At 66.3% G+C, this 23,219-nt stretch carries 19 protein-coding genes; 6 read left to right on the top strand and 13 right to left on the bottom strand.

Features of this window, described 5'->3' with window-relative positions:
- Positions 1-218 precede the first annotated feature (218 nt).
- Together AC3ANX_RS16695 and AC3ANX_RS16690 are read right to left on the bottom strand one after the other, a co-directional pair.
- Positions 219-917: an HAD family hydrolase gene (locus AC3ANX_RS16695; protein ID WP_488334359.1), complete on the bottom strand. Its 699-nt coding sequence runs from the start codon at positions 915-917 to the stop codon at positions 219-221.
- Position 918: 1 nt separating this feature from the next.
- On the bottom strand, positions 919-2,112 hold the full coding sequence (locus AC3ANX_RS16690; RefSeq protein WP_488334358.1) for a toxic anion resistance protein: 1,194 nt from the start codon (positions 2,110-2,112) through the stop codon (positions 919-921).
- 334 nt (positions 2,113-2,446) lie between these two features.
- Between AC3ANX_RS16690 and AC3ANX_RS16685 the strand changes: the two genes are divergently transcribed.
- The 3 genes from AC3ANX_RS16685 to AC3ANX_RS16675 all read left to right on the top strand — a co-directional run bounded on the left by AC3ANX_RS16685 (position 2,447) and on the right by AC3ANX_RS16675 (position 5,791).
- Positions 2,447-3,553 carry a sensor histidine kinase gene (locus AC3ANX_RS16685; RefSeq protein WP_488334357.1) on the top strand — a complete coding sequence of 369 codons (1,107 nt, stop codon included), beginning with the start codon at positions 2,447-2,449 and terminating at the stop codon, positions 3,551-3,553.
- Entirely contained in the window at positions 3,550-4,350 is an 801-nt protein-coding gene (locus AC3ANX_RS16680) for a LytR/AlgR family response regulator transcription factor (protein ID WP_488334356.1), read from the top strand. Before AC3ANX_RS16685 ends, AC3ANX_RS16680 begins: the two co-directional genes overlap by 4 nt.
- A gap of 274 nt (positions 4,351-4,624) precedes the next feature.
- Positions 4,625-5,791 (top strand): glycosyltransferase, encoded by a 1,167-nt coding sequence (locus tag AC3ANX_RS16675; protein ID WP_488334355.1) that lies wholly within the window; start codon positions 4,625-4,627, stop codon positions 5,789-5,791.
- Between the two features lie 81 nt (positions 5,792-5,872).
- On the opposite strand, the gene AC3ANX_RS16670 is transcribed toward AC3ANX_RS16675, so the two are convergent.
- The 9 genes from AC3ANX_RS16670 to AC3ANX_RS16630 form a co-directional block, all read right to left on the bottom strand.
- A complete protein-coding gene (locus AC3ANX_RS16670) occupies positions 5,873-6,247 on the bottom strand; it encodes an Mth938-like domain-containing protein (protein ID WP_488334354.1) in 375 nt (124 codons plus the stop codon).
- Between the two features lie 8 nt (positions 6,248-6,255).
- A complete protein-coding gene (gene secF / locus AC3ANX_RS16665; protein ID WP_488334353.1) occupies positions 6,256-7,227 on the bottom strand; it encodes a protein translocase subunit SecF in 972 nt (323 codons plus the stop codon).
- A 103-nt stretch (positions 7,228-7,330) separates the two neighbouring features.
- Entirely contained in the window at positions 7,331-8,929 is a 1,599-nt protein-coding gene (secD, locus tag AC3ANX_RS16660; RefSeq protein WP_488334352.1) for a protein translocase subunit SecD, read from the bottom strand.
- A gap of 4 nt (positions 8,930-8,933) precedes the next feature.
- Entirely contained in the window at positions 8,934-9,209 is a 276-nt protein-coding gene (gene yajC, locus AC3ANX_RS16655; protein ID WP_488334351.1) for a preprotein translocase subunit YajC, read from the bottom strand.
- 208 nt (positions 9,210-9,417) lie between these two features.
- Positions 9,418-10,230: a TorF family putative porin gene (locus tag AC3ANX_RS16650; protein WP_488334350.1), complete on the bottom strand. Its 813-nt coding sequence runs from the start codon at positions 10,228-10,230 to the stop codon at positions 9,418-9,420.
- A 213-nt stretch (positions 10,231-10,443) separates the two neighbouring features.
- The gene (locus AC3ANX_RS16645) at positions 10,444-11,958 is read right to left on the bottom strand and encodes a SulP family inorganic anion transporter (protein ID WP_488334349.1); all 1,515 of its coding nucleotides are present in this window, start codon (positions 11,956-11,958) and stop codon (positions 10,444-10,446) included.
- Positions 11,955-12,650, bottom strand: coding sequence for a carbonic anhydrase (locus tag AC3ANX_RS16640; RefSeq protein WP_488334348.1), 696 nt, complete (start codon positions 12,648-12,650; stop codon positions 11,955-11,957). The genes AC3ANX_RS16645 and AC3ANX_RS16640 overlap by 4 nt, the downstream gene beginning before the upstream one ends.
- Before the next feature lie 138 nt (positions 12,651-12,788).
- On the bottom strand, positions 12,789-14,036 hold the full coding sequence (locus AC3ANX_RS16635) for an ATP-binding protein (protein WP_488334347.1): 1,248 nt from the start codon (positions 14,034-14,036) through the stop codon (positions 12,789-12,791).
- A gap of 68 nt (positions 14,037-14,104) precedes the next feature.
- Positions 14,105-14,815 (bottom strand): response regulator transcription factor, encoded by a 711-nt coding sequence (locus tag AC3ANX_RS16630; RefSeq protein ID WP_488334346.1) that lies wholly within the window; start codon positions 14,813-14,815, stop codon positions 14,105-14,107.
- Between the two features lie 215 nt (positions 14,816-15,030).
- On the opposite strand from AC3ANX_RS16630, the gene AC3ANX_RS16625 reads away from it, so the two are divergent.
- Positions 15,031-15,309, top strand: coding sequence for a hypothetical protein (locus AC3ANX_RS16625; RefSeq protein WP_488334345.1), 279 nt, complete (start codon positions 15,031-15,033; stop codon positions 15,307-15,309).
- A gap of 59 nt (positions 15,310-15,368) precedes the next feature.
- On the opposite strand, the gene AC3ANX_RS16620 is transcribed toward AC3ANX_RS16625, so the two are convergent.
- A complete protein-coding gene (locus AC3ANX_RS16620) occupies positions 15,369-15,845 on the bottom strand; it encodes a DUF2721 domain-containing protein (protein WP_488334344.1) in 477 nt (158 codons plus the stop codon).
- Between the two features lie 157 nt (positions 15,846-16,002).
- Between AC3ANX_RS16620 and AC3ANX_RS16615 the strand changes: the two genes are divergently transcribed.
- Positions 16,003-17,403, top strand: a complete 1,401-nt coding sequence (locus AC3ANX_RS16615; RefSeq protein WP_488334343.1) for a methyl-accepting chemotaxis protein — start codon at positions 16,003-16,005, stop codon at positions 17,401-17,403.
- 55 nt (positions 17,404-17,458) lie between these two features.
- On the opposite strand, the gene AC3ANX_RS16610 is transcribed toward AC3ANX_RS16615, so the two are convergent.
- Complete coding sequence (locus AC3ANX_RS16610; protein ID WP_488334342.1) at positions 17,459-19,906, bottom strand: TonB-dependent receptor; 2,448 nt, start codon at positions 19,904-19,906, stop codon at positions 17,459-17,461.
- Between the two features lie 548 nt (positions 19,907-20,454).
- Here AC3ANX_RS16610 and AC3ANX_RS16605 point away from each other — a divergent pair.
- Positions 20,455-23,181, top strand: coding sequence for a TonB-dependent receptor (locus AC3ANX_RS16605; RefSeq protein ID WP_488334341.1), 2,727 nt, complete (start codon positions 20,455-20,457; stop codon positions 23,179-23,181).
- The last annotated feature ends 38 nt before the right edge of the window (positions 23,182-23,219 follow it).

The raw sequence follows: 23,219 nt of genomic DNA, 5'->3' as shown, positions 1-23,219 counted from the left end.
AATCAGATCATCGTGCGAAACAAGCCTTGTAATGTTGCGGAGTTTGGAGGATTCTCCTCCGCCTGCGCTGGGCCGGCTCGATCCGTTCTCAGCAGTGCCTTTCCGTGAGCTTTCGACCGCGCCATCGTCATCCCAGCCAAAGCTGGGATCTCCCGGTGTGATGCCGGGTGGCCCCAAGAGACCCCAGCTTGCGCTGGGGTGACGAACTGGGCGATTGGCTAGACCGCGCCGTCGTCGCGATACTTGATCTCCAGGAAGCGCCCGCGCGTCGCGAAACTGTCGAGATCACCCTGCGCGAGTTGCTCGCTCATCTCACGGATCTCGTCGTCGATCAGCCGCAGGCTGTCGGCGAGCTGCGCGTCGGGCGAGCGGCCGTTGCGTGCCTGTCCGCGCAGCGGCACCGGCACGCGCGCATAATCGCGCAGCAGCTCGGGCAGTTGCTCGCCGAGCAGCTTGCGCACTTCGGCCGCTGCCGGTTGCTGCTCGTCGAGCGTGGCGAGTTGCGGCGTAAGAGTGTCGAGCCGCGTGCCGATTCCGTCAAGCAAGGTTTGCGCGGGCGCGGGCAAAGCAGGGCGCTGCGTTTCCAGCCATTGCTCGGTTCTGGCGGGCAGCGCCTTCAGTGGCACCTGCGCGAGCCGTTCGGGCGCGACCGGCGTCGACAGCCGCGCAAGCGCGAGGATCAGCGTCACCGCCACCAGCAGCGCCCCCGCCAGCAACGCCCCACCCATGCCGATCGGCGTGATCCACCCCACCACGATCGTCGCCACCACGATCGCCAGATCGGCACCCGCGATCAGCCCGGCGCGCTTGGCGAGGCTGGTGCCGGCGCGCGCTCGCCGGCGCTGCGCAAGGCTGCGTTCACGCGTGCGGTCGAGCAGTTCGCTGGTGCGCGCGATCTGGCGATCGACGTCGGTCATGTCACACCGCCTCCAGCCGGAACGTGTCCTTGCCGCCGGTGTTCTGCGCGGCGCCCTCGGCCCGCGCGATATAGCCCTTCGACTTCTCGACTTCGTTCGACAGCGTGTTGACCGTCGTCTTCATCGAATCGAGCGCCTTCAGCTTGAACGTATCGATCGCGTCCATCGTGTCGTAGATGTTCTGGAACGCGCGTTGCAGCGTCTCGACCGGGATGGTCGAGGCGGCGGCCTGTTCGTGGATCTGTGCGGTCTGGCTCTTGAGCAGCTTGCCGGTCGAATCGATGATGTTGGCGGTGGTGGTGTTGAGCGCGGTGATCTGGTCGAGCACCAGCTTCTGGTTGGCCAGCGCCTGCGCCACGGTGACGGCGGTGCGCAAAGCGGAGACGGTAGTGGTGGAGGCGCGATCGACCCCCTTCACCAGTTCGACATTGTTCTTCTTGACGAGATCGAGCGCGAGATAGCCCTGCACCGTCACCGCCATTTGGGTAAGAAGGTCTTGGGTGCGCTGGCGGACGTAGAACAGCGCGGTTTCGCGGATCGCCTTGGCCTTGGCGGGGTCGCTGTGGTCGAGATCGTTGGCTTTGTCCTCGAGGCTCTTATCCATCTCCTTGGAAAGCACGATCATCTGTTCGAGCCGACCCATCGCGCCCCACAGATTGGCGCGCTCGGTATCGATCGCGGCATTGTCCATCAGCAGCTCGTCCTTGCCGCTGGCCAGCGCCTTGAGGATCGCGTTGATGTGCGTCTGCGACGAGCGATACTTGTCGAAATAGCTGGAGACGCCGCCCCCGAACAACTTGCCGAGCAGCCCGCTCTTGCCCGAGATCAGGCTGCTGTTGGCGGCCGGATCCAGCTTCTCGATAGTACGGCGCAGCGCGGTGAGATCCGCGCCGACGCCGCTTTCGCCGTCCATCGCCTTGACCGGGCGATCGAGGAAGCGGTTCGACTGGCCGGCGGCGTCGCGAATTTCCTTCTGCCCCATCGCCGCGATCGCATCAACGCGTTTGCCGAACTCCGGCGAGTTGACGTCCTGCGCGACGAGATCGTTCACGAAGCCGGCGACGCGCGTCTGAAGCTGGCTGCGCACCGCATCGTCGACCGGCACCAGCCCCGCCGCCTTTTCGGGTGCGACCGTCGGCACCGGATCGGGCGGGGTCAGTACCAGGCTCTGCTCGGTCGTCTGCGTCTCGGCCATGCTCTCATCCTTTGCGGGCTGCCCGCGGTCTGGCTGTGGTATGTAGATAACACACGGAGTTTTGCAATCATCGATAGGCTCGATCTTTAGCGCACCCTGTTCCCCCGCGAAAGCGGGGGTCCAGAGCCACAGGCGCGGCGTTGGTGGCTCTGGACCCCCGCTTTCGCGGGGGAACAGGGTCAATGCCTATCACCCCCGCGTTGTTCGTCCCGAGCGAAGCCGAGGGACCACCCGGAGCACAGGTGCCTCGACTGCGCTCGGCACGAACGGCGGGTAGTCGCCGGGACGACGGCAGTTTTGCACTCCCCGCCCGCTGCGGCTAGGATGACCAGCTATGGCGCTATTCTCCCTTCCCGCGATCTTCTCGCGGCCGTTCTTCGAGGACAAGGGGCGCGCGTTCTGGCGGCTTCAGGCGGCGGGATGGTCCGGCTATCTCGTGCTGCGCAGCGTCTCCAGCCTGTCGAACGGGCAGGACATTTCGGGCGTGGTGCCGGTGATCGTCGAATCGATCGTCGGCTATTGCATCACCTTGCTGCTCGCCACGCTCTACCATTATTATCGGCGGCGCTCGCGCCTTACATCGGCCATCCTGTCGATCGTCACGCTGGCAGTCGCGACCGTGCTGTATTCGGTGCTCGACGCCTTCTCCTTCTCGTTCATCAAGCTCGCCGATCCGGGGCTCAACCTCAGCCTCGTGCTGGGCACCATCTTCCTCAACTTCACCGTGCTGGCGGGCTGGTCGGCGCTGTATTTCGGGATCAACTTCTATTTGATCGTCGAAGCGCAGATGGACCAGATGGCCGCGCTCGAGAACACTGCCAGCTCCGCGCAGCTGGCGATGCTGCGCTACCAGCTCAACCCGCATTTCCTGTTCAACACGCTCAACTCGATCTCGACTCTGGTGCTCTTGAAGCAGACCGAGCGCGCCAATGCGATGCTCAGCCGGCTGTCCTCGTTCCTGCGCTACACGCTCGCCAACGAGCCGACCGCGCACGTCACGATCCAGCAGGAGGTCGAGACGTTGAAGCTGTATCTCGAAATCGAGAAGATGCGGTTCGAGGATCGGTTGCGGCCGAGCTTCGATGTCGACCCGCGTGTATCGCAGGCGCGGCTGCCGTCGCTGCTGCTCCAGCCTCTGGTCGAAAACGCGATCAAATATGCGGTGACGCCCAAGGAGGAAGGGGCCGAAATCAGCGTCGTCGCGCGGTTGAGCGGGGATCGGGTGCAGATCGCCGTATCGGACACCGGGCCGGGCTTGTATGAAACGAAAGCGCGGGCAAGCGCTTCAACTGGCGTGGGGCTCGCCAATATAAAGGAGCGGCTGGCGCAGGCTTACGGGCCTGACCACCGGTTCGAGACGCGTTCGGTCCCGGGGGGCGGATACGGGGTCGAGATTGAAATACCGTTCCAGTTAGAGGAACCGAAGAGAGAGGCCGCATGACGATCCGTACCATATTGGTCGACGACGAACCCCTTGCAATTCAAGGGCTTGAGTTGAGACTGCAAGCGCATGACGATGTCGAGATCATCGAGAAATGCGCAAACGGCCGTGAAGCCATCCGCGCGATCAAGACGCACAAGCCCGATCTCGTCTTCCTCGATATCCAGATGCCGGGCTTCGACGGCTTCTCGGTCGTGCAGGGGCTGATGGAGGTCGAACCGCCTTTGTTCGTGTTCGTGACCGCCTATTCCGACCATGCGCTGAAGGCGTTCGAGGCGCAGGCGACCGATTACCTGATGAAGCCCGTCGATGAGGCGCGGCTCGCCGACACGCTCGACCGCGTGCGCCAGCGTCTCGCCGAGAAGCGTGGTGTCGAGGAGGTCGACCGCCTGCGCGAAGTGCTCGCCGAAGTCGCGCCCGATTCGGTCGAGGATATGGTCGACGGCGGCGATCAGGTGTCGGCGAACCGGTTCGAGAAGCTCATCAACATCAAGGATCGCGGCCAGATCTTCCGCGTCGACGTCGACACGATCGAGCGGATCGATGCGGCGGGCGATTACATGTGCATCTACACCGGCGACAACACGCTGATCCTGCGCGAGACGATGAAGGATTTGGAAAAGCGGCTCGACCCGCGCCGCTTCCAGCGCGTGCACCGCTCGACGATCGTCAACCTCGATCTGGTCAAAGAGGTGAAGCCGCACACCAACGGCGAATGTTTCCTGGTGCTGGGGAGCGGCGCGCAGGTGAAGGTCAGCCGCAGCTACCGGGATGTGGTGGCGCGCTTCGTGCATTGATTCGGCCGCCCTTCGATGGGTGCGGGGCGGGACAAGAGCGGAGGTCGCGTAGGTGTCTCGACTTCGCTCGACGAACGGGAGGGGCTGATTCCGAATGCCTCTTCCCCCGTTCGCCCTGAGCGAAGTCGAAGGGCGTGTTCGAGGCGCTGGTCTTTCGCTTTTGAATACGCGCGTCGTTAAGCTCCGCACGAACGGTCGGGGGGGCGGCGTTAATCGCCACGCGGACGGCGCTCCGATTTCACCCACCTTAACCTTCGCGCGCTAAGCGGGCGGCATGCTCCGCGTGCTGACCCTCGCCACCCTGTTTCCGCACGCCGCCGCGCCCAATCTCGGTGTGTTCGTGGAGCGGCAGGCGCTCGGTCTCGCCGCGCATCCTGACGTTGATCTCCGCGTCGTCGCGCCGGTGGGGCTGCCGCCGTGGCCGCTGTCGCGGATCGGGCATTATGCGCCGCTCGGGCACCTGCCGGTGCGCGAGACGTGGAAGGGGCTCGATGTGCGGCGGCCGCGCTTCACGACGCTGCCCGGCACCGGTGGGCGCTTCCACGCACCCGCGCTGGTGCGCGCGCTGACGCCGCTGCTCGCCGAGATCGCCCGGGACTTCGCCTTCGACGTGATCGACGCGGAGTTCTTCTTCCCCGACGGCCCCGCCGCCGTCGCGCTTGGCAAACGCTTCGGCGTGCCGGTGTCGATCAAGGCGCGCGGTGCGGACATCCACTATTGGAGCACCGCGCCCGCCACCGCCGCACAGGTGATAGCCGCGGGGCGGTGGGCGGATGGGCTGCTAGCCGTCTCGCAGGCGATGCGCGCCGACATGGCCGCGCTCGGCATCCCCGAGGGCAAGGTTCGCGTCCACCACACCGGCGTCGATCTCGACCGCTTCGCCCCGCGCGATCGGGCGGCGGCGAAGGCGGCGTATGGCGTGAGCGGGCCGCTGGTCGTCTCGGTCGGCGCGCTGATCCCGCGCAAGGGTCATGACGTGGTGATCGACGCGATTGCGGCGCTGCCCGGCGTGTCGCTGCTGATCGCTGGAGCGGGGGAGGCGCGTGGGAGCCTCGAAGCGCAGATCGCCGCGCGTGGCTTGGGGGATCGGGTGCGACTGCTCGGCGCGATCCCGCATGGCGATCTGCCCGCGCTGATCGCGGCGGGGGACGTGATGGCGCTTGCCTCGTTTTCGGAGGGGCTGGCGAACGCCTGGGTCGAGGCGCTCGCCTGCGGGACGCCGGTGGTCATCACCGACGCCGGCGGCGCGCGAGAGGTGGTGACGGAGGCCGCCTACGGGCGTGTCGTTGCGCGTGAGGCGGCGGCGTTCACGCAGGCGATAGGCGATCTGTTGGCGAACCCGCCATCGCAGGAGGCGACGCGCAAGGGCGCCGAGCGGTTCACGTGGGATGCCAATACGGCGGCGCTGTATGCGCACTTATGTGGGTTGGTCGCTCGGTAATATGTCCCCGCGAAGGCGGGGACCCAGACTGGGCTCCCGCCTTTGCGGGAGCACATGGCGCGGCAGAGTTACGCTTTTCGGTCAGTTCAGCGGAAACAGCGCCGCCGCGATCCAGCGGCCCTCGCCGCGCAACACCGCCCAGGCGCGCGCGGCCGCACGGCTGTCCATCGCCTCGATGCCATAGCCCATCGCCTCGACCGCGCGGGTAAACGCGACCGGCGGGCGCACCAAGGTCGCGCCGGTGCCAAGCAGCAGGAACTCCGGGCGAGGATCGAGCGCCAGCAGCGGCGCGATCGCCTCGGCCGTCAGCGCGTCGAGCGCGGGCGGTACCCAGCCGTCGGCGCGCTCCGGCGTGAGCAGCAGCGCGCGGTACACGCCCTCATCGACCTTGAAGCCGCCCGCCGAGAAGGCCGAGACGATCGGCCCGTCGCTGCCCTGGGTCTTGTCCATCCGCATCGGACGGCTCAGCGCTTCTTGGTCGGCATGCCCTCGCTCGGCACCGCCTTGCCGGCGGGAACGTCGCCCTTGGTCGGATCGGGCCGCAGGCCGAGCGAGATCAGCAGCGACGACGACACGTAGATCGACGAATAGGTGCCGACCACGATGCCGAGGATCATCGCGGCGGTGAAGCCGCGCAGGACATGTCCGCCGAAGATCAGCAGCGCGACCAGCGCGATCAGGATCGTCACCGAGGTCATCACCGTGCGCGGCAGCGTCTCGTTGACCGACAGGTCGACGATGCCGGGCATGTCCATCTTGCGATAGCGGCGCATGTTCTCGCGGATACGGTCGTCGATCACGATCTTGTCGTTGATCGAATAGCCGATGATGGTCAGCACCGCCGCGACGATGTTAAGGTCGAACTCCATCTGCGTCAGCGCGAAGAAGCCGAGCGTCATCAGCACGTCGTGGACGATCGCGACCACGGTCGACACGCCGAACTGCCATTCGAAGCGGAAGATGGCGAACAGGCCGATGCCGAGCACCGCCAGCACCACGGCGAGCACGCCCTTCCAGATCAGTTCGCCCGACACCTTGCCCGACACGGCATCCTGCTTGGAGAAGCGCGCGTCGGGGAACTTGGCGCTGATCGCCGCCTGAACCTGCTTGACGACCGCGTCGGTCGCGCCCTTGTCGGCGCTCTTGGGCGGGGGCAGCTTGATCGAAACGGTTTTGTCGTCGCCGACGTTCTGAAGGCGGACTTCACCGAGGTTGAGATGGTCGACCGTCTGGCGCAGCAGATCGAGCGACGGCGGCTTGGCGAACTTCTCCTCGATCATCAACCCGCCGACGAAATCGACGCCGAGGTTGAGCCCGCGCGCGACGGTGAGGCCGACGGCGGCGATCGACAGCAGCATCGTCAACGCGAACGCCCACACGCGCAGCGAGACGAAGGGGAGGTTGGTGTTGTCCGGTACGAGTTTCAGCAGGCGCATGATGATATATCCGTCGCCCCGGCGAAGGCCGGGGCCGGTTTGGGGAGAGCGCGACGAGCGCCGCTGAGCGGCCCCGGCCTTCGCCGGGGCGACGAGGATTGACTCATATCACGATGTCCGTCGGGCGCTTGCGGCGGATCCAGGTCACCACCATCATGCGCGTGAAGACGACGGCGGTGAACACCGAGGTGCCGATGCCGATCAGCAGCACGATCGCGAAGCCGCGGATCGGGCCGGAGCCCATCAGCAGCATGATGACCGCCGAAATGGCGTGCGTCACGTTCGCCTCGAAGATCGTGCGGCTGGCTTCCTTATAGCCCAGCTCGACCGATTGCAGCACGCTCCGCCCGCGCCGGCGTTCCTCGCGGATACGCTCGTTGATGAGCACGTTGGCGTCGACCGCGGTGCCGACCGTCAGCACGAAGCCGGCGATGCCCGGCAGCGTCAGCGTCGAATTGAGCAGCGCCAGCACGCCGACGATCACCACCACGTTGATGATGACCGCGAGGTTCGCATAGGCGCCGAAGCGACCGTAGGTGACGAACATGAAGATCATCACGGCGATCACCGCGATCGTGCAGGCCAGCACGCCGGCATGGATCGAATCGTTGCCGAGGTCCGGCCCAACGGTACGTTCCTCGACCACCTTGAGCGGGATCGTCAGCTTGCCCGAACGCAGCGCGATGGCGAGCTGGTTGGCGCTCGCCACGGTGAAGCGGCCTTCGATATAGCCGCTGCCGCCGAGGATTTCGGTGTTGATCGACGGCGCCGAGATCACCTTGTCGTCGAGGATGACCGCGAAGCGCTTGCCGATATTGGTCTGCGTGATCCGCGCGAACTTCTTGCCGCCTTCGCTGTTGAAGGTGAAGTTGACGATCGGCGAATTGTCGTCGGGCTTGAACCCCTGTGAGGCGGTGACGAGCTGGTCGCCGGTAAGGATCGCCTGCCGCTTGACCATGATCGTCGCGCCCGGCCCGCCCTCGACATAGGGCAGGATCTGATCGCCGAGCGGCAGGATGCCCTTGGCCGCCTGTGCGGGATCGACCGGCGTTTCGTCGACCATCTTGAACTCGAGCTTGGCGGTCTGGCCGAGCAGATCCTTGAGTTGCTGCGGGTTCTGGAGGCCCGGCACCTGCACGACGATCCGATCGGTGCCCTGGCGGACGATGGTCGGCTCCTTGGTGCCGAGTTCGTCGATACGCTTGCGGACGACTTCGGTCGCATCGCCCATCGCCTGGTTGAGCGCCTGATCGAAACCGGCCTGCGTCGGCGTCATCACGACCCGCGACGAATCGACCACGCTGAGGTCCCAATCGCGCTGGCCGGTGAGGCCGGCGCCGGCCGTCAGCTTGTTGAGCCGCTCGCGCGCGGCGTCGACCTTGGTGACGTCGTGGAGCAGGAAGCTGATCTTGCCGTTGTCGCTGGCGATATCGCCGATCTCGATCGCGGGCGCGCGCGCCATTTCGGCCTGCACCTGATCGCGCATCGCATTGAAGCGGGTGCGAGCGAGGTCGCTGCTATCCGCTTCGAGCAGCAGATAGCTGCCGCCGGCGAGATCGAGCCCGAGGTTGACGTGCGGGTGCGGGATCCACCCCCAGCTCTTGGTCTGTTCCTCGGGGATGAAGCTCGGGATCGCCAGCGCCATCAGGCAGGCGAGCAACCCCAGGATCGAAGCGACCTTCCAGCGCGGGAAATCGAGCATGGGATCAGTCGTTCGCGGGTTTCGAGTTAAGGCCGGTCACTTCGGTCAGCGTCGCCTTGACGACGCGGATGCGAACGTTCGGCGCGACTTCCAGCTCGACATACTGGTCGTCGACCTTCGTCACCTTGCCGAGCACGCCGCCGGCGGTGATCGCCGAATCGCCCTTCTTCACCGCCGCGATCTTGGCCTGCTGCGCCTTCAATCGCTGCTGCTGCGGGCGCAGCAGCAGGAAATAGCCGACGACCGCGATCGCCACATAGGGGAAGAACAGCAGAAACATCGATGCAATGCCACCGCCCGAGGCTGCGGCGGACGAGGAGGCGGAAGCGGCGAAGGCTGGGGTGGCGAACATAACGTCCTGAACAAAGAGCTGCCGGTGGATGCCGGGCGCGCGAGGGCGGCAATTGCCCCCGCCTACAAGGGGCGCGCGCTATCATGGTCGCGGGGGCGGCGCAACAATCGCCTGCGGTCGCGCCACCCGCGCGCGCCTAGAACCCCGCGCTGACCGAGAACAGCACCTTGCCCGAGGCGATCGACGAACCGTCCTTGGTGCTGGAGAAGTTCGGCTGGAGGTAGAGCGAATCGCGCCTGCGGATGTCAGTGCCGACAAAGGCGATGCCGAGCGTGACCGGCGACAGCACGTAATCCGCGCCGACCAGATAATCGACATAGCTGCCGGTCGGCGTGACGCTGGTGCCGTTGGGGCCAAGGCCGGGGTTGCCGTGCGAATAGCCGACATGACCCTTCACGGTCAGCGCGGTGCCCGGTACGCCGGCGCTGGCGTCGCCCCAGACATAGAGGTTGTCCTCCTTGTCGCCGATGCGGCTTTCGGGTGTGTTGCTCCAGTTGCCGAGCGCCTGCTGCTGCGGGGCATAGGCGATGCCGACCAGCGCGGAGACAGGCCCAAGCGTGTGACTCAGCTTGACGTAAGGCTCGGCGAAGTCGGTCTTGCTGGCGCCGCCGGGGTACATATACCAGGTCAGCCCGACATCGAGCGTGGTGCCGCCGAAGCTGTGCTTGTAGCCGCCGATCAGGTCCAGCTCCATGTTCGAGCCGCCGAACGTGCCCCAGCCGGCAAGGTTCGAACCCCATAGCCCTGCGTAGAAGCCGCTTTCGTGGGTGGCGGTGAGGCCGCCCTGCACGGCCATTTCCTCGTCGCTCTGCGATACGCCGCGAAAACGGTAATCGCTGACGAGGCCGATGCTGCCCGACACGGTGATCGGCTTGGGCGGCGCCGTCTCCTGCGCGAAGGCGGGAGTGGCCGCGGCGAGGGCGGCGGCGAGCGCGAGTGCGTATTTCATTGGAAGACCTTCCCCTGTGTCGGTGAACGTCCCCGCCTGCGCCTGCGGCGGTGCCGCCTCTCGGCCATGACCGGGGCCGGCATCCGCCGCAGGATGTGTCTGTTGTGGCGCGCGTGGCTGGCCGGCGCGTTTCCGTTTGGTGACGAAATGTGTCTGGGGGCGGCGACCCCGCGTGGATCGCCGCCCCCAGTCGGGTCGGTGCGGTGGCGCGGTTTACGCCGCCAGCCGCTCCAGATGCGCGGGCGAGCCGAGCAGTTCGACCTCGTAGCCGCGCTTGCGCTGGCGGCCGAGCCACTCGCGCAGCAGTTCGGCGCAGCTATGGTCGATCGCCGGCACCTTGTGCAGTTCGAGCGTCAGCGGCTTGCCCTCGGGCAGCGCGTCGAGCGTCTTGTTGAGCTTGGGGACGCTCAGGAACGTCGCCGCACCGTCGAGGCTGACGTGGCTGCGCTCGTCGCTGTGCGCGGTGTCGACCCTGAGGTTGAGGCGACGCACATGCGGCGCGAGTTCGATCAGCGACAGCGCGAGACCCGCCAGCACGCCGGTGAGCAGATCGGTCGTCACCACCAGCACGAAGGTCGCCGCCCAGATCACCGCCGGCAGCACGCCGTAATGCGTGAACAGATGCGTGACATGCTTGAGGCTGATCAGCCGCGCACCCGTCACCACCAGCACGCCGCCCAGCGCCGCCATCGGAATCTCGCGCAGCAGCCAGGGCAGCAGCGCGACGAAGCCGAGGATCCAGACGCCGTGCATCACCGCCGACAGCCGCGAGGTCGCACCCGCCTGCACGTTGGCCGAGCTGCGCACGATCACACCCGTCATCGGCAGCGCACCGGCCGCGCCGCACAGCAGGTTGCCGATGCCCTGCGCGCGCAGTTCCTTGTTATAGTCGGTGCGCACGCCGTCGTGCATGCGGTCGACCGCCGCCGCCGACAGGAGCGTCTCCGCACTGGCGATGAAAGCGATGGCGAGTGCGGAGAGCAACAGCGCGGGATCGGCAAGGGGGCTGAGGAAGCTCGCGCCGGGCACCGACACCGCCGAGGCGATCGACTCGGGCACGCTCACGCGCACCACCGCCAGCCCGCCGATCCACGCGACCAACGTCGCGCCGACCACGCCGATCAGCGCGCCGGGAACGAGCTTCATCGACGTCGGGCGCAGCTTCTCCCAGCCGACCATCAGCGCGATCGTCAGCAGGCCGAGCCCAAGCGCGATCTCGGTGCCGGCGATGTTGCCGGGTTCGAGGCCGAGCACGCGGCCGGGGATCGCCGACAGGTTGGCAAGACCGTTGGAGAGCGGCTTGGCGTCGAACAACGTGTGGAACTGCCCCACCACGATCAGCGCGCCGATGCCGGCGAGCATGCCGTGGACGACGGCGGGCGAGATCGCGCGGAACCAGCCGCCCAGCTTGAAGATGCCGGCGGCAAGCTGGAACGCGCCCGCCAGCACGAGGATCGGCCCCAATGCGGACAGGCCGTGATCGCGCACCATCTCGAACACGATGACGGCAAGGCCCGCCGCCGGGCCGCTCACCTGGAGCGGCGATCCCGCCAGCATGCCAACGACGATGCCGCCGATGATACCGGTGACGAGCCCCTTTTCGGGTGGCACACCCGAGGCGATCGCGATGCCCATGCACAGCGGCATCGCGACCAGGAACACGACGATCGAGGCCGCGAAATCGCGGACCATCCAGCCCTGCGGCCGGGCAGGGGCAGCGGGTGTCATTCCGCGGCTTCCGGAAGCGCGAAGTCGGCGGCGAGCCGCTGGCTGGCGGGATGCGCCACCGGCAGATCCTGATGCTCGCGCATCGGTACGAACCGCCCGGTCCTGCCGTCGAGGCCGAGCACCTGGCCTGCGTGGATGTCGACCAGCCAGCCGTGCAGCGAGATCTCGCCGCGCGCGATCCCCGCCGCGACCGAGGGGTGCGTGCGCAGATGCGCAAGCTGCGCGACGACGTTTTCCAGCGCGATCGCGTGGACACGCTCGTGCGCGGTGAGGTCGTGATAGCCGCTCGACACGACGCTTTCCGCCGCCGCCGAATGCTTGAGCCACGAGGCGACGTTGGGCATCGCGGCAAGGCCGGCGGGGTTGGCGACCGCCTTCATCGCGCCGCAGTCCGAATGGCCGCACACGATGATATCGCGCACGCCGAGCGCCATCACCGCATATTCGACCGTCGCCGACACGCCGCCGAGCATCTCGCCATACGGCGGCACGATGTTGCCCGCGTTGCGGCAGACGAACAGATCGCCCGGCGCGGCCTGAAGCACCTGTTCGGGCACGATGCGCGAATCGGCGCAGGAGATCATCAGCGCCTTGGGGCTCTGCCCGTCACGGACGAGCTTGCCGAACAGGTCGCTCTGGTTGGGGAAATAGGTCTTCTCGAAATCGAACACGCGGCCGATCAGCTCGTTCATCGTCGCTCTCCTCGCTGGAACGCGCGCACAGGGTGCGCCTTGCCTTCCATTTACGGCTGCAATCTTGCTGCGCGGCAGCGGCGGAGTGACAAAGTGTTGCTCCGGCGAACGCCCGGCGCGTTCCCCGGTGAAGGCCGGTCATCGGGCCGACGGCAGCGCTATCGTTGCGCGCAATCCGCCCTCGGCGCGGTTGGCGAGCGTCAGCGTGCCGCCCTCCGCCTCGACCGCGCTGGCGACGATGGCGAGGCCGAGCCCCATGCCCTTGGTGTTGCGCGCACGCGCCTCGTCGAGCCGCACGAACGGGGTCAGCACGTCGCGGATGCGGTGCTCGGGAATGCCCGGACCGTCGTCGTCCACCACGATCCGCACCGCCGCCGCATCGGCTTCGATCCGCACCAGCGCCCGCTCGCCGTAATGGAGCGCGTTCTCGATCAGGTTGGACACCGCGCGCCGCATTGCGGAGGCGCGCACGCGCATTTCGAAATGATCCGGCCCGTCATAGGCGGCGTCGAGCCCGCGATCGGCGGCGTTGTCGACTGCCGTCGCCACCAGCACGGCAAGATCGGTGAGCGTCGGCTTCTCCGGGTCGCTGCGGCCGCCGAAGAACGCCAGCAGCGAGCCGAGCATCTCGCTCATCTCGGCCACGTCCTCGCCAAGTTCCGTGCGCAGATCGGGGTCGCGCACGCCCTCCAGCCGCAGGTGCAGCCGCGCGAGTGGGGTGCGCAGATCGTGGCCGACCGCCGCCAGCGCCTGCGTGCGGCTCTCGATCAGTTCATGGATGCGGTCCTGCATTTCGTTGAAGGCGTGGATCAGACTGCGGATCTCGGCCGACCCCTCCTCGGCGATCGGTGCCCGGCGGCCGAGCCCGACCTGATGCGACGCGCGGATCAGCACGCGTAAGGGCCGCAGCGTCGAGCGGATCAGCAGCGCGCTCAGCATCGCGAGCAGGATCGCGGGCAGCAGCGCGCGCAGGATGCGATCCGACGACGGGTTGAACGCGCTCGCCACGCCCCGCATCTGGAACGTCATCCAGCTCCCGTCGGCAAGCCGAAGGTCGCCGAGCACGATCGACCCGTCCTGCTGGAGCGCGGGCAGCCGCACATGCAGATCGGAGCGCGCGAGATCGGGCTCCCACGCGAGGATTTGCCCCTGCATGCTGCCGAGCTGCGGACGGAAAGCGGAATTGGCGGGCTCGCTCGCGCTCCAGCCGATGCGGTAGCGATCGGTGACGAGTTCGCGCGCGATCCGGCTGCGTTGCTCGGGCGGCCATTCGTTGAGCAATTTTCGCGCGACGACGAGATGTTCGGCGAGCCGGTGCGCCTCGTCCTCGCGCAGCGACAGTTCGGAGGCGCGCTCGTAGAGCAGGGTGCTCGCGCCGAACTCCACCACGATCGTGGCGAGGAGGATCAGCAGCAGCCGCCCGAGCAGCCCGAGCGAGATGCGCCGCGCGAGGCTCAGGACCGCGTCACCCCGGCGCGCAGCATATAGCCGATGCCGCGCACGGTGACGATCGGCGCCTCCTGTCCGGTGGCCGACAGTTTGCGCCGCAGCCGGCTGACCAGCACGTCGATGCTGCGGTCCGAACTGTCGCCGAGGCGGGTACGCGACAGCTCGATCAGCCGCTCGCGCGCGATCACGCGCTGCGGCTGGGCGATGAAGGTGGCGAGCAGATCGAACTCGGCGCCGGTCAGCTCGACCGTCGCGCCGCTCGCCGCGCGCAGCTCGCGGCGCGGGAAGTTGACGGTCCAGCCGTCGAAATGCGCCTCGTCCTGCCGTTCCGCGCCGACCAGGCCGTCGCCCGAGCGGCGGCGCAGCACCGCACGCACGCGGGCGATCAGCTCACGCGTGCCGAACGGCTTGGGCAGGTAATCGTCCGCGCCGAGCTCGAGGCCCATCACTCGGTCCTCCTCGCTGCCGCGCGCACTGACGAAGATGATCGGCACGTCGCTCTTGCGCCGGATCTGGCGGCACAGGTCAATGCCGTTGGTGCCGGGCAGCATGATGTCGAGGATGACGAGATCGGCCGGATTGTTGTCGAACGCGATCCACAGTTCGGGCGCCGAGCCTGCGGTGTGGACGCCGTAGCCGTTCTCGCGAAGCGCGCGTGCGGTAAGCGTGCGCAGCGACGGATCGTCTTCGACCAGGATGATGTTGGGCTCGCTCATCGAGCGGCGCGGTATTGCGATGACATGCGGTCGATTTAGGCCGGTGCGCCCGCGCTATCAACGCCTGCGCGGCGGACGCGGGCGGGCGAGCAACGATTTGTCACGTACCGGCAACCGGCGCGAGCGGCACGGGCCATGTTTCCTCACGAAGCGGACAGCCGTCGGCAAGGCGGGCGACATATTTCAGGATCATCACCGTTCGAGAGGAAATGCCCGTGATTTCGATGAAGCTCGCGCTGCTTGCGCTCCCGCTGGCGATCGTCGCCGCGCCGGCCGCCGCACAATCACTGTCCGACACGCACGAGATGCGTTGGGCGCCCGCCGGCAAGACGACCCCGCTGGTCAGCTACCACCCGGTCAAGCGCGGTTGCCGCCAGGCGACTGCGCCGCTGCACCTGTCTGGCAAGACCCCGCACATGACGGCCGCTCCCGCCGGCTGCGCCGCGACGGTCGCCACCGCCGAGCACAAGACGGTTATCGCCGCACGCGACTGACCCGAGACGCCCTTTGCCGATCGATCGTTGCGGAGCGCTCCCGCTCCGTGGCGATGCGGTCAGGGCGTCGTTGCATCCTCGAGCAGTTCCGGGCGGATGCGGAACGCGGTCAGCGAAATGTGGACCTCGACCAGGAACGAGATCAGCCCGGCGATCAGCAGCACCATCGCGAGGATGAACGACAGCGCGACGACGGTGCCCATGTGAAGCTCGAACAGCACCGCGACGAACAGGATCGCGACGACGGTGCAGGTCATCACCGCGCTCGATACCGCCAGCGTCAGCGCGCGGTTGATGACGGTCATGCGCGTGTCGAGCAGCCGCAGTTCGCGGACGTGGCGGTCGTGTTCCGGCCCTTCCGAACGCGGATGCCGCGTTTCGAGGTCGCGTGCGCGGTCGATTACGCGCGACAGTCGCCCGGCGAGCACGTTGAGCAGCGCGCCGATACCCGCCAGCATGAAGATTGGCGACAGCGAGAGCTGGATCGCCTGCGCGATCGTGTTGACGGGCGGCAAAGCGTGCGGGATCGCGTGCATACGCCCTTGTGCGATCCGCGTGGCGGTTACGCAAGCGCTCCGCCGCACCGGCCGCTGCCCCACGATTTTTCCGTTTCGTGAACCATGCCGCCCGCGTGCGTCTATAATGTCTGGGAGGCACCCGTTCCGGGCGTGCGACCATTGGCAGGATCGTTCGATGAAGTGGTTTCAATCTCAGGCGCCGATTCGGCTCAAGCTGTTGATCGCGTTTGGCAGCCTCGTTGCGCTCGTGGCGATCAGCGGTGTCGCCGGCGCATTGCTGCCCAAGGCGAGCGTGGGGATCGTTGTACTCGCCGCGACCGGCGTCGCGCTGGTGCTGTCGCATCTGTACCGCGAGGCGATCGCCAAGCCGTATGTCGCGACAGTGGTGCGGATGGAAGGGCTCGCCGCGGGCGATCTCGACGCGCCGATCGCCTTTACCGAATATCGCGACTGCGTCGGTCGGCTCACTAAGGCGATGTTCGCCTTCCGCGCCGCCGCGCAGGAGCAGATCGCGCTCAACCTCGAAGCGGAGAAGCACGCGGCGATCGTGCGCGGCATGGCCGATAATTTCGCGCGGCTGTCGCGCGGCGATCTCACCGCCGACATCACCGAGGATTATCCCGAAGCCTATCTCGCGCTCAAGACCAGCTTCAACGAGGCGATGGCGAACCTGCGCGATCTGCTCGGCTCCGTGACGTTCAGCACCGCCAACATCCGTGTCGGCTCGCAGGAGATCGCGATCGCGTCCGAGGATCTCGCGCGCCGGACTGAGGGTAATGCCGCCAGCCTCGAACAGACCGCCGCCGCCGTGCAGGAGATCGACAACCGCCTGAAGGCGACCGCCGAGGCGGCATCGCGCTCGGTCGACACGCAGATGCAGGCGATGACCGCCGTGACCGACGGGCGCGCGCGCACCGATGTCGCCGTTCACGCGATGCACCGCGTGAGCGAATGCGCCAAGGGCATCGACGACGTGATCGAAGGGCTCGACAAGATCGCCTTCCAGACGCGCGTGCTGGCGATGAACGCCACGGTCGAGGCGGGCCGCGCCGGCGATGCCGGGCGTGGCTTCGCGGTGGTCGCCGATCTGGTCTCGGCGCTGGCGATGCGCGCCGAGGAAGAATCCAAGCGCGCGCGCAGCCAGCTCAGCGCGACGCAGAAGGAGATCGGCGACGCGGTCGAGGCGGTCGAGAAGGTCGATGCCGCCTTCACCGTCATCGCTGCCTCGGGCGAGGAGGCGGCGCGGCTCGCCCGTCAGATCGCCAGCGACAACGATGCGCAGGCGAGCGCGATCGGCCAGGTCAACAGCGCGGTCGGCAGCATGGACGAATCGACCCAGCAGAATGCGGCGATGGTCGAGCAGACCTCGGCCGCGGCGCGCAACCTGACCACGGAGATCGTCGCGCTGGCCGAGAATGCGAGCCGCTTCCAGATCGGCAAGGCAGCAGCCGCCGTCTTGCGCGAGACGGCTCCTGCCGCGCGCCGCGCGCCTGCACCGATCGCGCGCGGCAGTCGCGCCGTGCTGGCCTCGCTCGCCGCGAGCACGGCCGAGCATGGCGAGTGGGCGAACTTCTGAGGGATCCTCCCGGCGGCGGGCGGCACGGCGTTGCCGGGTCGCCCGCCGCCCGGGATCAGTACTTCACCTTCACGGTCAGCCCGAAGGTGCGGGGGCTGCCGGGATAACCCTGCACGATCCCGGTCGACTTGGTCAGGCCGAGCAGGTTGATGTAATACGCCTTGTTGAGCAGGTTTTCCGACCACAACTGGATGTCGAACGTGCCGTGCGCGAGTTGCAGGCCGACCCGCGCGCTGACCAGCGCGTAGTTGCCGATCAGCGCGGTCGGATCGAGCGTGATGGTGGTGTTCTGTTTGCTCCGCCAGTTCACGTCGACAAGGCCGTAGGCGACCATGTCGTCACCGATTTCGTGGCTGTAGTCGGTGGTCAGATCGGCAGTCCATTTGGGTGCCCATGCCACCTGCCGGCCGGTGAGGTCGCATACGCTCGCCGTTGTGGTGGCGGGGCATGTCGAGTTGTGGAACGACGAGTAATAGGCGTGGTCGTAGGCCACGAAGCCCTTCATGTGCAGGCCCTTGGCCAGGAACAGTTCGCTTTCCAGCTCGACACCGTCCGAGGTCAGCGAACCGACGTTGGCGAGGAACTTGGCGGCGGTGTTGCCGACGCCGACCGATTCGTTCGCCTGATAGTTGCGCACCACCGTGTGGAAGGCGGTGAGGTTGACGAGCAGGTGCCGGTCGAACCACTCGCTCTTGATGCCGCCCTCGAAATTGTCGGTCTTCTCGCCGCGCACCTGCTGCCCCGCGCCGTACAGCGTCACCGCGCGCAGCACGCTGGCATCGGGGTTGGAGGCATTGACCGGCAGCAGGTTGAACCCGGCCGATTTGTTGCCGCGCGCGAACTTGGCATAAAGCATGGCCGATGGCGTAACCTTGTAGCTCACGCTCGCTTCGCCCGACAGCGAGCGGTCGTTGAGCGAATCGTCGACATGGCCGAGCTGCGCGTTCGCGCCGGACGGCGACAGCGCGTTGATCTGCGCAGGTGTCAGGTTGCCGAGGTTCGAGGTGACCGAGCCGTCATACACCTCGGTGCGATGCTCCCAGGTGTAGCGAAGACCCGCGTCGATCGCGAGGCGGCGCGCCGCATCGGGATGCCACGTGACGTTGCCGAACGCCGCCTCGGTATCGGTGTGGAACACCGCATCGGACGCGAAGCCCAGGCCCGCCACCTGATTGGCATAGGCACCCTGCGCCCAGGTTCGTCCGCCCAGCGTCGGGAAGGCGGTGGCCGAAGGGTTCGCCGCCCAGATGTAATATTGGTTGCCGAAGCGCAGGCGTGAGGTGACTTCGAGCTTCTGGCGCGACAGGAAGCCGCCCACCGTCAGCTCGATCGGCTGGTTCTTGGCAGTGGCCCAGCGCAGTTCCTGCGAGAACTGATGCTCGTCGTTGCACGAGCCGTAATCGGGTATCGCGTTGAGCTGCGTATAGTCGTTGTCGTTGTTGGTGAAGCAGCTCCAATGCTCATAGGCGGTGATCGAGGTGAAGGTGCTCGCGCCGACATCCCAGTTCATCTCGCCGCTGATCGCGCGGGTGTCGGTCGTGGCGTTGAGCGGGCTGTTGATGTTGATGCGCCGGTTCTCGACGGTGCCGGTCGACAGCGTATAGCCCGCCGCCCGCATGCGCGCCTGAAGTAGCGTCGGGTCGTACACCTGAAGGATCACCGGCGAGATCGTCGGGAAGGCCTGATGGTTGTAGGTGCCGATGATGCGGACGGAGAAGGTGTCGGTCGGCGTCGCGAGCAATTGCGCGCGGATGCCCTGACCCTGCCGCGCATTCTGGTAGTTGTTGTTGTAGAGGTTGGGATAATTGCCGTCGCTGGTGCTGTAATAGCCCGACAGGCGCAGCGCGAGCTTGTCCGGGATCAGCGCACCCGTCACGCCCGCCTTGATCTCCTTGTAACCCTGATTACCGACGCTCGCCTCGGCATTGGCGGCGAAATCGAAGCTGGGTTTCAGCGTGTTGATGATGACCGCGCCGGCGGTCGTGTTCTTGCCGAACAACGTGCCCTGCGGCCCACGCAGCAGTTCGACCTGCGCGAGATCGTTGAAGTCGGTCGAAACCATGCCCTGCCGGCCGGTATAGACGCCGTCGACGAAGATGCCGACCGAACCGTCGATCCCGTCGGTGTTGAAGCCGTTGTTGCCGATGCCGCGAACGCCGAGGTTGAGCTGCTTCGGGTTGGTCAGATAGACCGAAAAGGACGGCAGCTTGGTCTGGAAATCGGTGAAATTGACGAGGTTCTGCCGGGTCAGTTCGGCCGGCGTGATGACCGTCACCGGGATCGGCACATTCTGGAGGTTTTCGGCTCGCTTGCGCGCATAGACGGTGATGTCGCCAAGCTGGTTCTGGTCGGCGTCACCCTCGGCGACCGGCGTGGCGGCGGCGTCGGGCGTGGCCGGCGCGGCGGCATCGGCGGCATGTGCGGCGCCCGCGATCAGGCTGGTCGACAGCATGAGCGAGGCGGCGAGCGCGGAGACGCGCCGCGGCGAAACGGTGGAAATCATCGAGTTGGCCCCTTGTCGTGAACGCGCCGGCAGCCGCCTCGTGCAGCCGCGTGCGGGGGCAAGCGCATCGATGCGCTTACGGCTGTCCGCCGCCCTCCCAGCCCCGCAGCGGCCAGTAGGAGCGCCATGCGACGTTTTCGTTACGGAGCCGCGACGTGTTCGTGACAACGACGCGCGCCGATGACGGGGTTCGACGTGTGAGAAGCCCGGGCGCGATAAACGCCGTCGTTAGCTTGGCTGGGGCGGCAGGATTCGAACCTGCGAATGGCGACACCAAGATCCGACGCTAACCAGATGCCACGTGTCGAGCGTCTCCGAAATGGCATCCAGCCCACTAATCAAGGCCATCGAACTAAAAAACGATTTATCTGATTAATCACTTGCGTGGCGTTCGGCGAGCGGATTAAGACAGTCAACAGAAAATACATTTCGAGAGTCGGTCGCCATATGCCTCGCAAGCGCGAGCAACCAGTGGCGGACGATCGCTGCGAGAAAACGGGACGGCGGGGATGAAGCGACTTCCCCGTACAAACAGGGGAGGTTTGTTCATGAGAGGTGCTTTTCTAACGACGGGTTCGATCCTGGCGATTGCACTCGCTTCGCCTGCTTTCGCACAGGCGGCGGCGCCGGATGGCGCCGGAGCGCTGCCGGCCGTCACGCCCGCGCCGACGACCACGGCTGCTCAAGTCGAGGCGGACCAGCAACCTTCGGACATCGTCGTCACCGGACAGCGGGCGGCGCTCGCTTCCGCTCAGAACATCCGTCGTACCTCGCCGCAGATCATTGACTCGATCGTCGCGCAGGATATCGGCAAATTCCCGGACAATGCGGTGTCCGACTCGTTGCAGCGCATCACCGGCGTGCAGGTGTTCCGCGATTCGGGCGAGACCAACCGCGTCGTGATCCGCGGCCTGCCCAACGTCATTACCGAGCTGAACGGGCGCGAGATCTTCACCGGCTCCGGGCGCGGCTTCGCGTTCCAGGATCTTCCGGCCGAAGCGGTTTCGCAGCTCAACGTCTATAAGACGAGCAGCGCCGATCTGATCGAGGGCGGGATCGCCGGCACCGTCAACATCGAGCTGCACAAGCCATTCGACTTCAAGGGCTTCTCGATCGCGGCCACCGCGCGTGGCGAATACAGCCATTATGCCGACCGGGTGAACCCGATCGCCGGCCTGCTGGTCAGCGATCGCTGGCAGACGGGCATCGGCGAGATCGGCGTGCTGGTCGATCTGTCGTACCGCAAGCAGTTCTACAACCAGCCGGCGAGCTTCTCCGATCCCCGCTACGAGCAGACCACCAGCGGCAACGACTTCCTCGTGTCGAACGCGGTCGGCGGCTTTTATACGCGGGGCCACCGCGAACGGCCGCAAGCCAATTTCGCCGTTCAATGGAAGCCGGCCGACAATCTCGAAATCTATGTCGATGGGTTGTACGCCAAGTACAAAGAAACCCGCGAGATCGACTATTACTTTGGCGTCCCCGGCTCGGCGCAGTCCGTCTCCGCGCTTCAGCTCTATACGCCGTCGGATGCGGGCGGGTGCGAGACGCTGCCTGGCGCGACCGCCGGTGCGGCCGGCCGACAGGTTTGCGAACTCAAATCCGGCACGTTCAACAACCCCTATGTCGCGACCAGCACGCAGGCGTTCAAGCAAAGCTCGCACGACGCGCAGATCTCGACCGGCGCCAAGTGGAACAGCGGCGGCCTGAAGCTGTCGACCGACGTGACTTACACGGACTCGGCATTCCGCGAGAACATCTTCATCATCGACACGTCCTTGCCCAACCAGACGTTCGACCTGACCAGCAACAGCGGCGGCCACATCCTGTGGAACCTGCGCGGCAACGACAAGGCCAATGCCAATCTGTTCCAGTTGCAGGGCCTGTTCCAGACCGGCGACTCCAACCACGGCAACTCGATCGCGTGGCGCGGTGACGCCACCTATGATTTCGCCGATGGTTTTCTGAAGACCTTGCAAGCCGGTGCGCGGATCGTGCGCCGCAACGCTGGCGCCGATGGCGAGACGCAGATTTCCACGCCGTTCTCGAAGAACGGCGCGCCTCTGGTTTCGGGCACCAGCGTGTTCGGCGCGGACTTCTTTCGCTCGCTGCCGAACGACCTCGGCTTCGCCGGTATCGCGCCTGCGCAAACCCCCGACATCAACTACCTGCTGGAGCATGAAGCGCAGATCCGTAGCGCCTATGGCTTGTCGACCGGCGATCCCGCGCAAGACCCTTCGCGCTTCTATGCCGCGCGGGAGACGAGCTATGCCGGCTACGCGCAGGCAGGCTATGGCTTCGATCTCGGCGGGATCGGCTTCGACGGGCTGGTCGGCGTGCGCGTGGTGCAGAACAACCGCTCGATCAACGCGTTCCAGATCACCTTCAACCCGAACGGGACGAGCAACGTCGCACCTGTATCCGCGCGCAGCAAAGATACCGACGTGCTGCCCAACGCCAGCATCCGCGCGCACCTGACCGACAAGCTCCAGGCGCGCTTCTCCTATACGAAGACCGCGACGCGCCCCGACTTCGGCAGCCTCAACCCGTCGCTGACGCTCAATCCGCCGACGCTCAATCGCCTGGGATACGGATCGACCGGTAATCCCGGTCTGAGCGAGATCAAATCGGACAATATCGACGCGTCGCTCGAATGGTTCTTCGGGCGGTCGAGCTCTGTGACCGCGACGTACTTCCACCGCGACATCAACGGCTACATCCAGACCTATGGTGTCGCCGAGGTGATCGGCGGCGTGCCCTATACGATCAGCCAGCCGCAGAGCGCCGGGCAGGGCACGCTCAAGGGCGTCGAGCTGGCGTACCAGCAATTCTACGACTTCCTGCCAGGCGCGCTCAGCGGGTTCGGGTTGCAGCTCAACTATACCCGCATCACCGGCAGCACGCAGGCGCCGCTGACGTTCGGCGGCGCAGCGGTGAACCAGCCGCTCGGCAACGTCTCCAAGGACTCGGCCAACGCGGTGCTGATCTACGAGAAGTACGGCTTTTCGGGTCGGCTGGCGTACAATTATCGCGGCAAGTTCGTCGATAGCTTCAACCCCGGCGGCGTGCAGACGCCCGCGTACAACGTCATCAAGGCGCAGAGTCATCTCGATCTGTCGCTGTCCGACGACATCACTTCGCATGTCACCCTGACGGTCGACGCCACCAACCTGACCGGTGCGCGCGCCTATGAGTATCTCGGCACGCCGTTGCTGCCGCAGAACGTCCGTCTCGAAGACCGGACCTACTCCATCGGCGTTCGCGCGAAATTCTGAAGGGGCGAACCATGCGACCGATCACCTGTTGGGTATCC

Source organism: Sphingomonas sp. BRN-1R, from assembly GCF_057748035.1.
The sequence above is the reverse complement of the archived record's forward strand: the minus strand, read 5'-3'. Positions and strand labels throughout refer to the sequence as shown.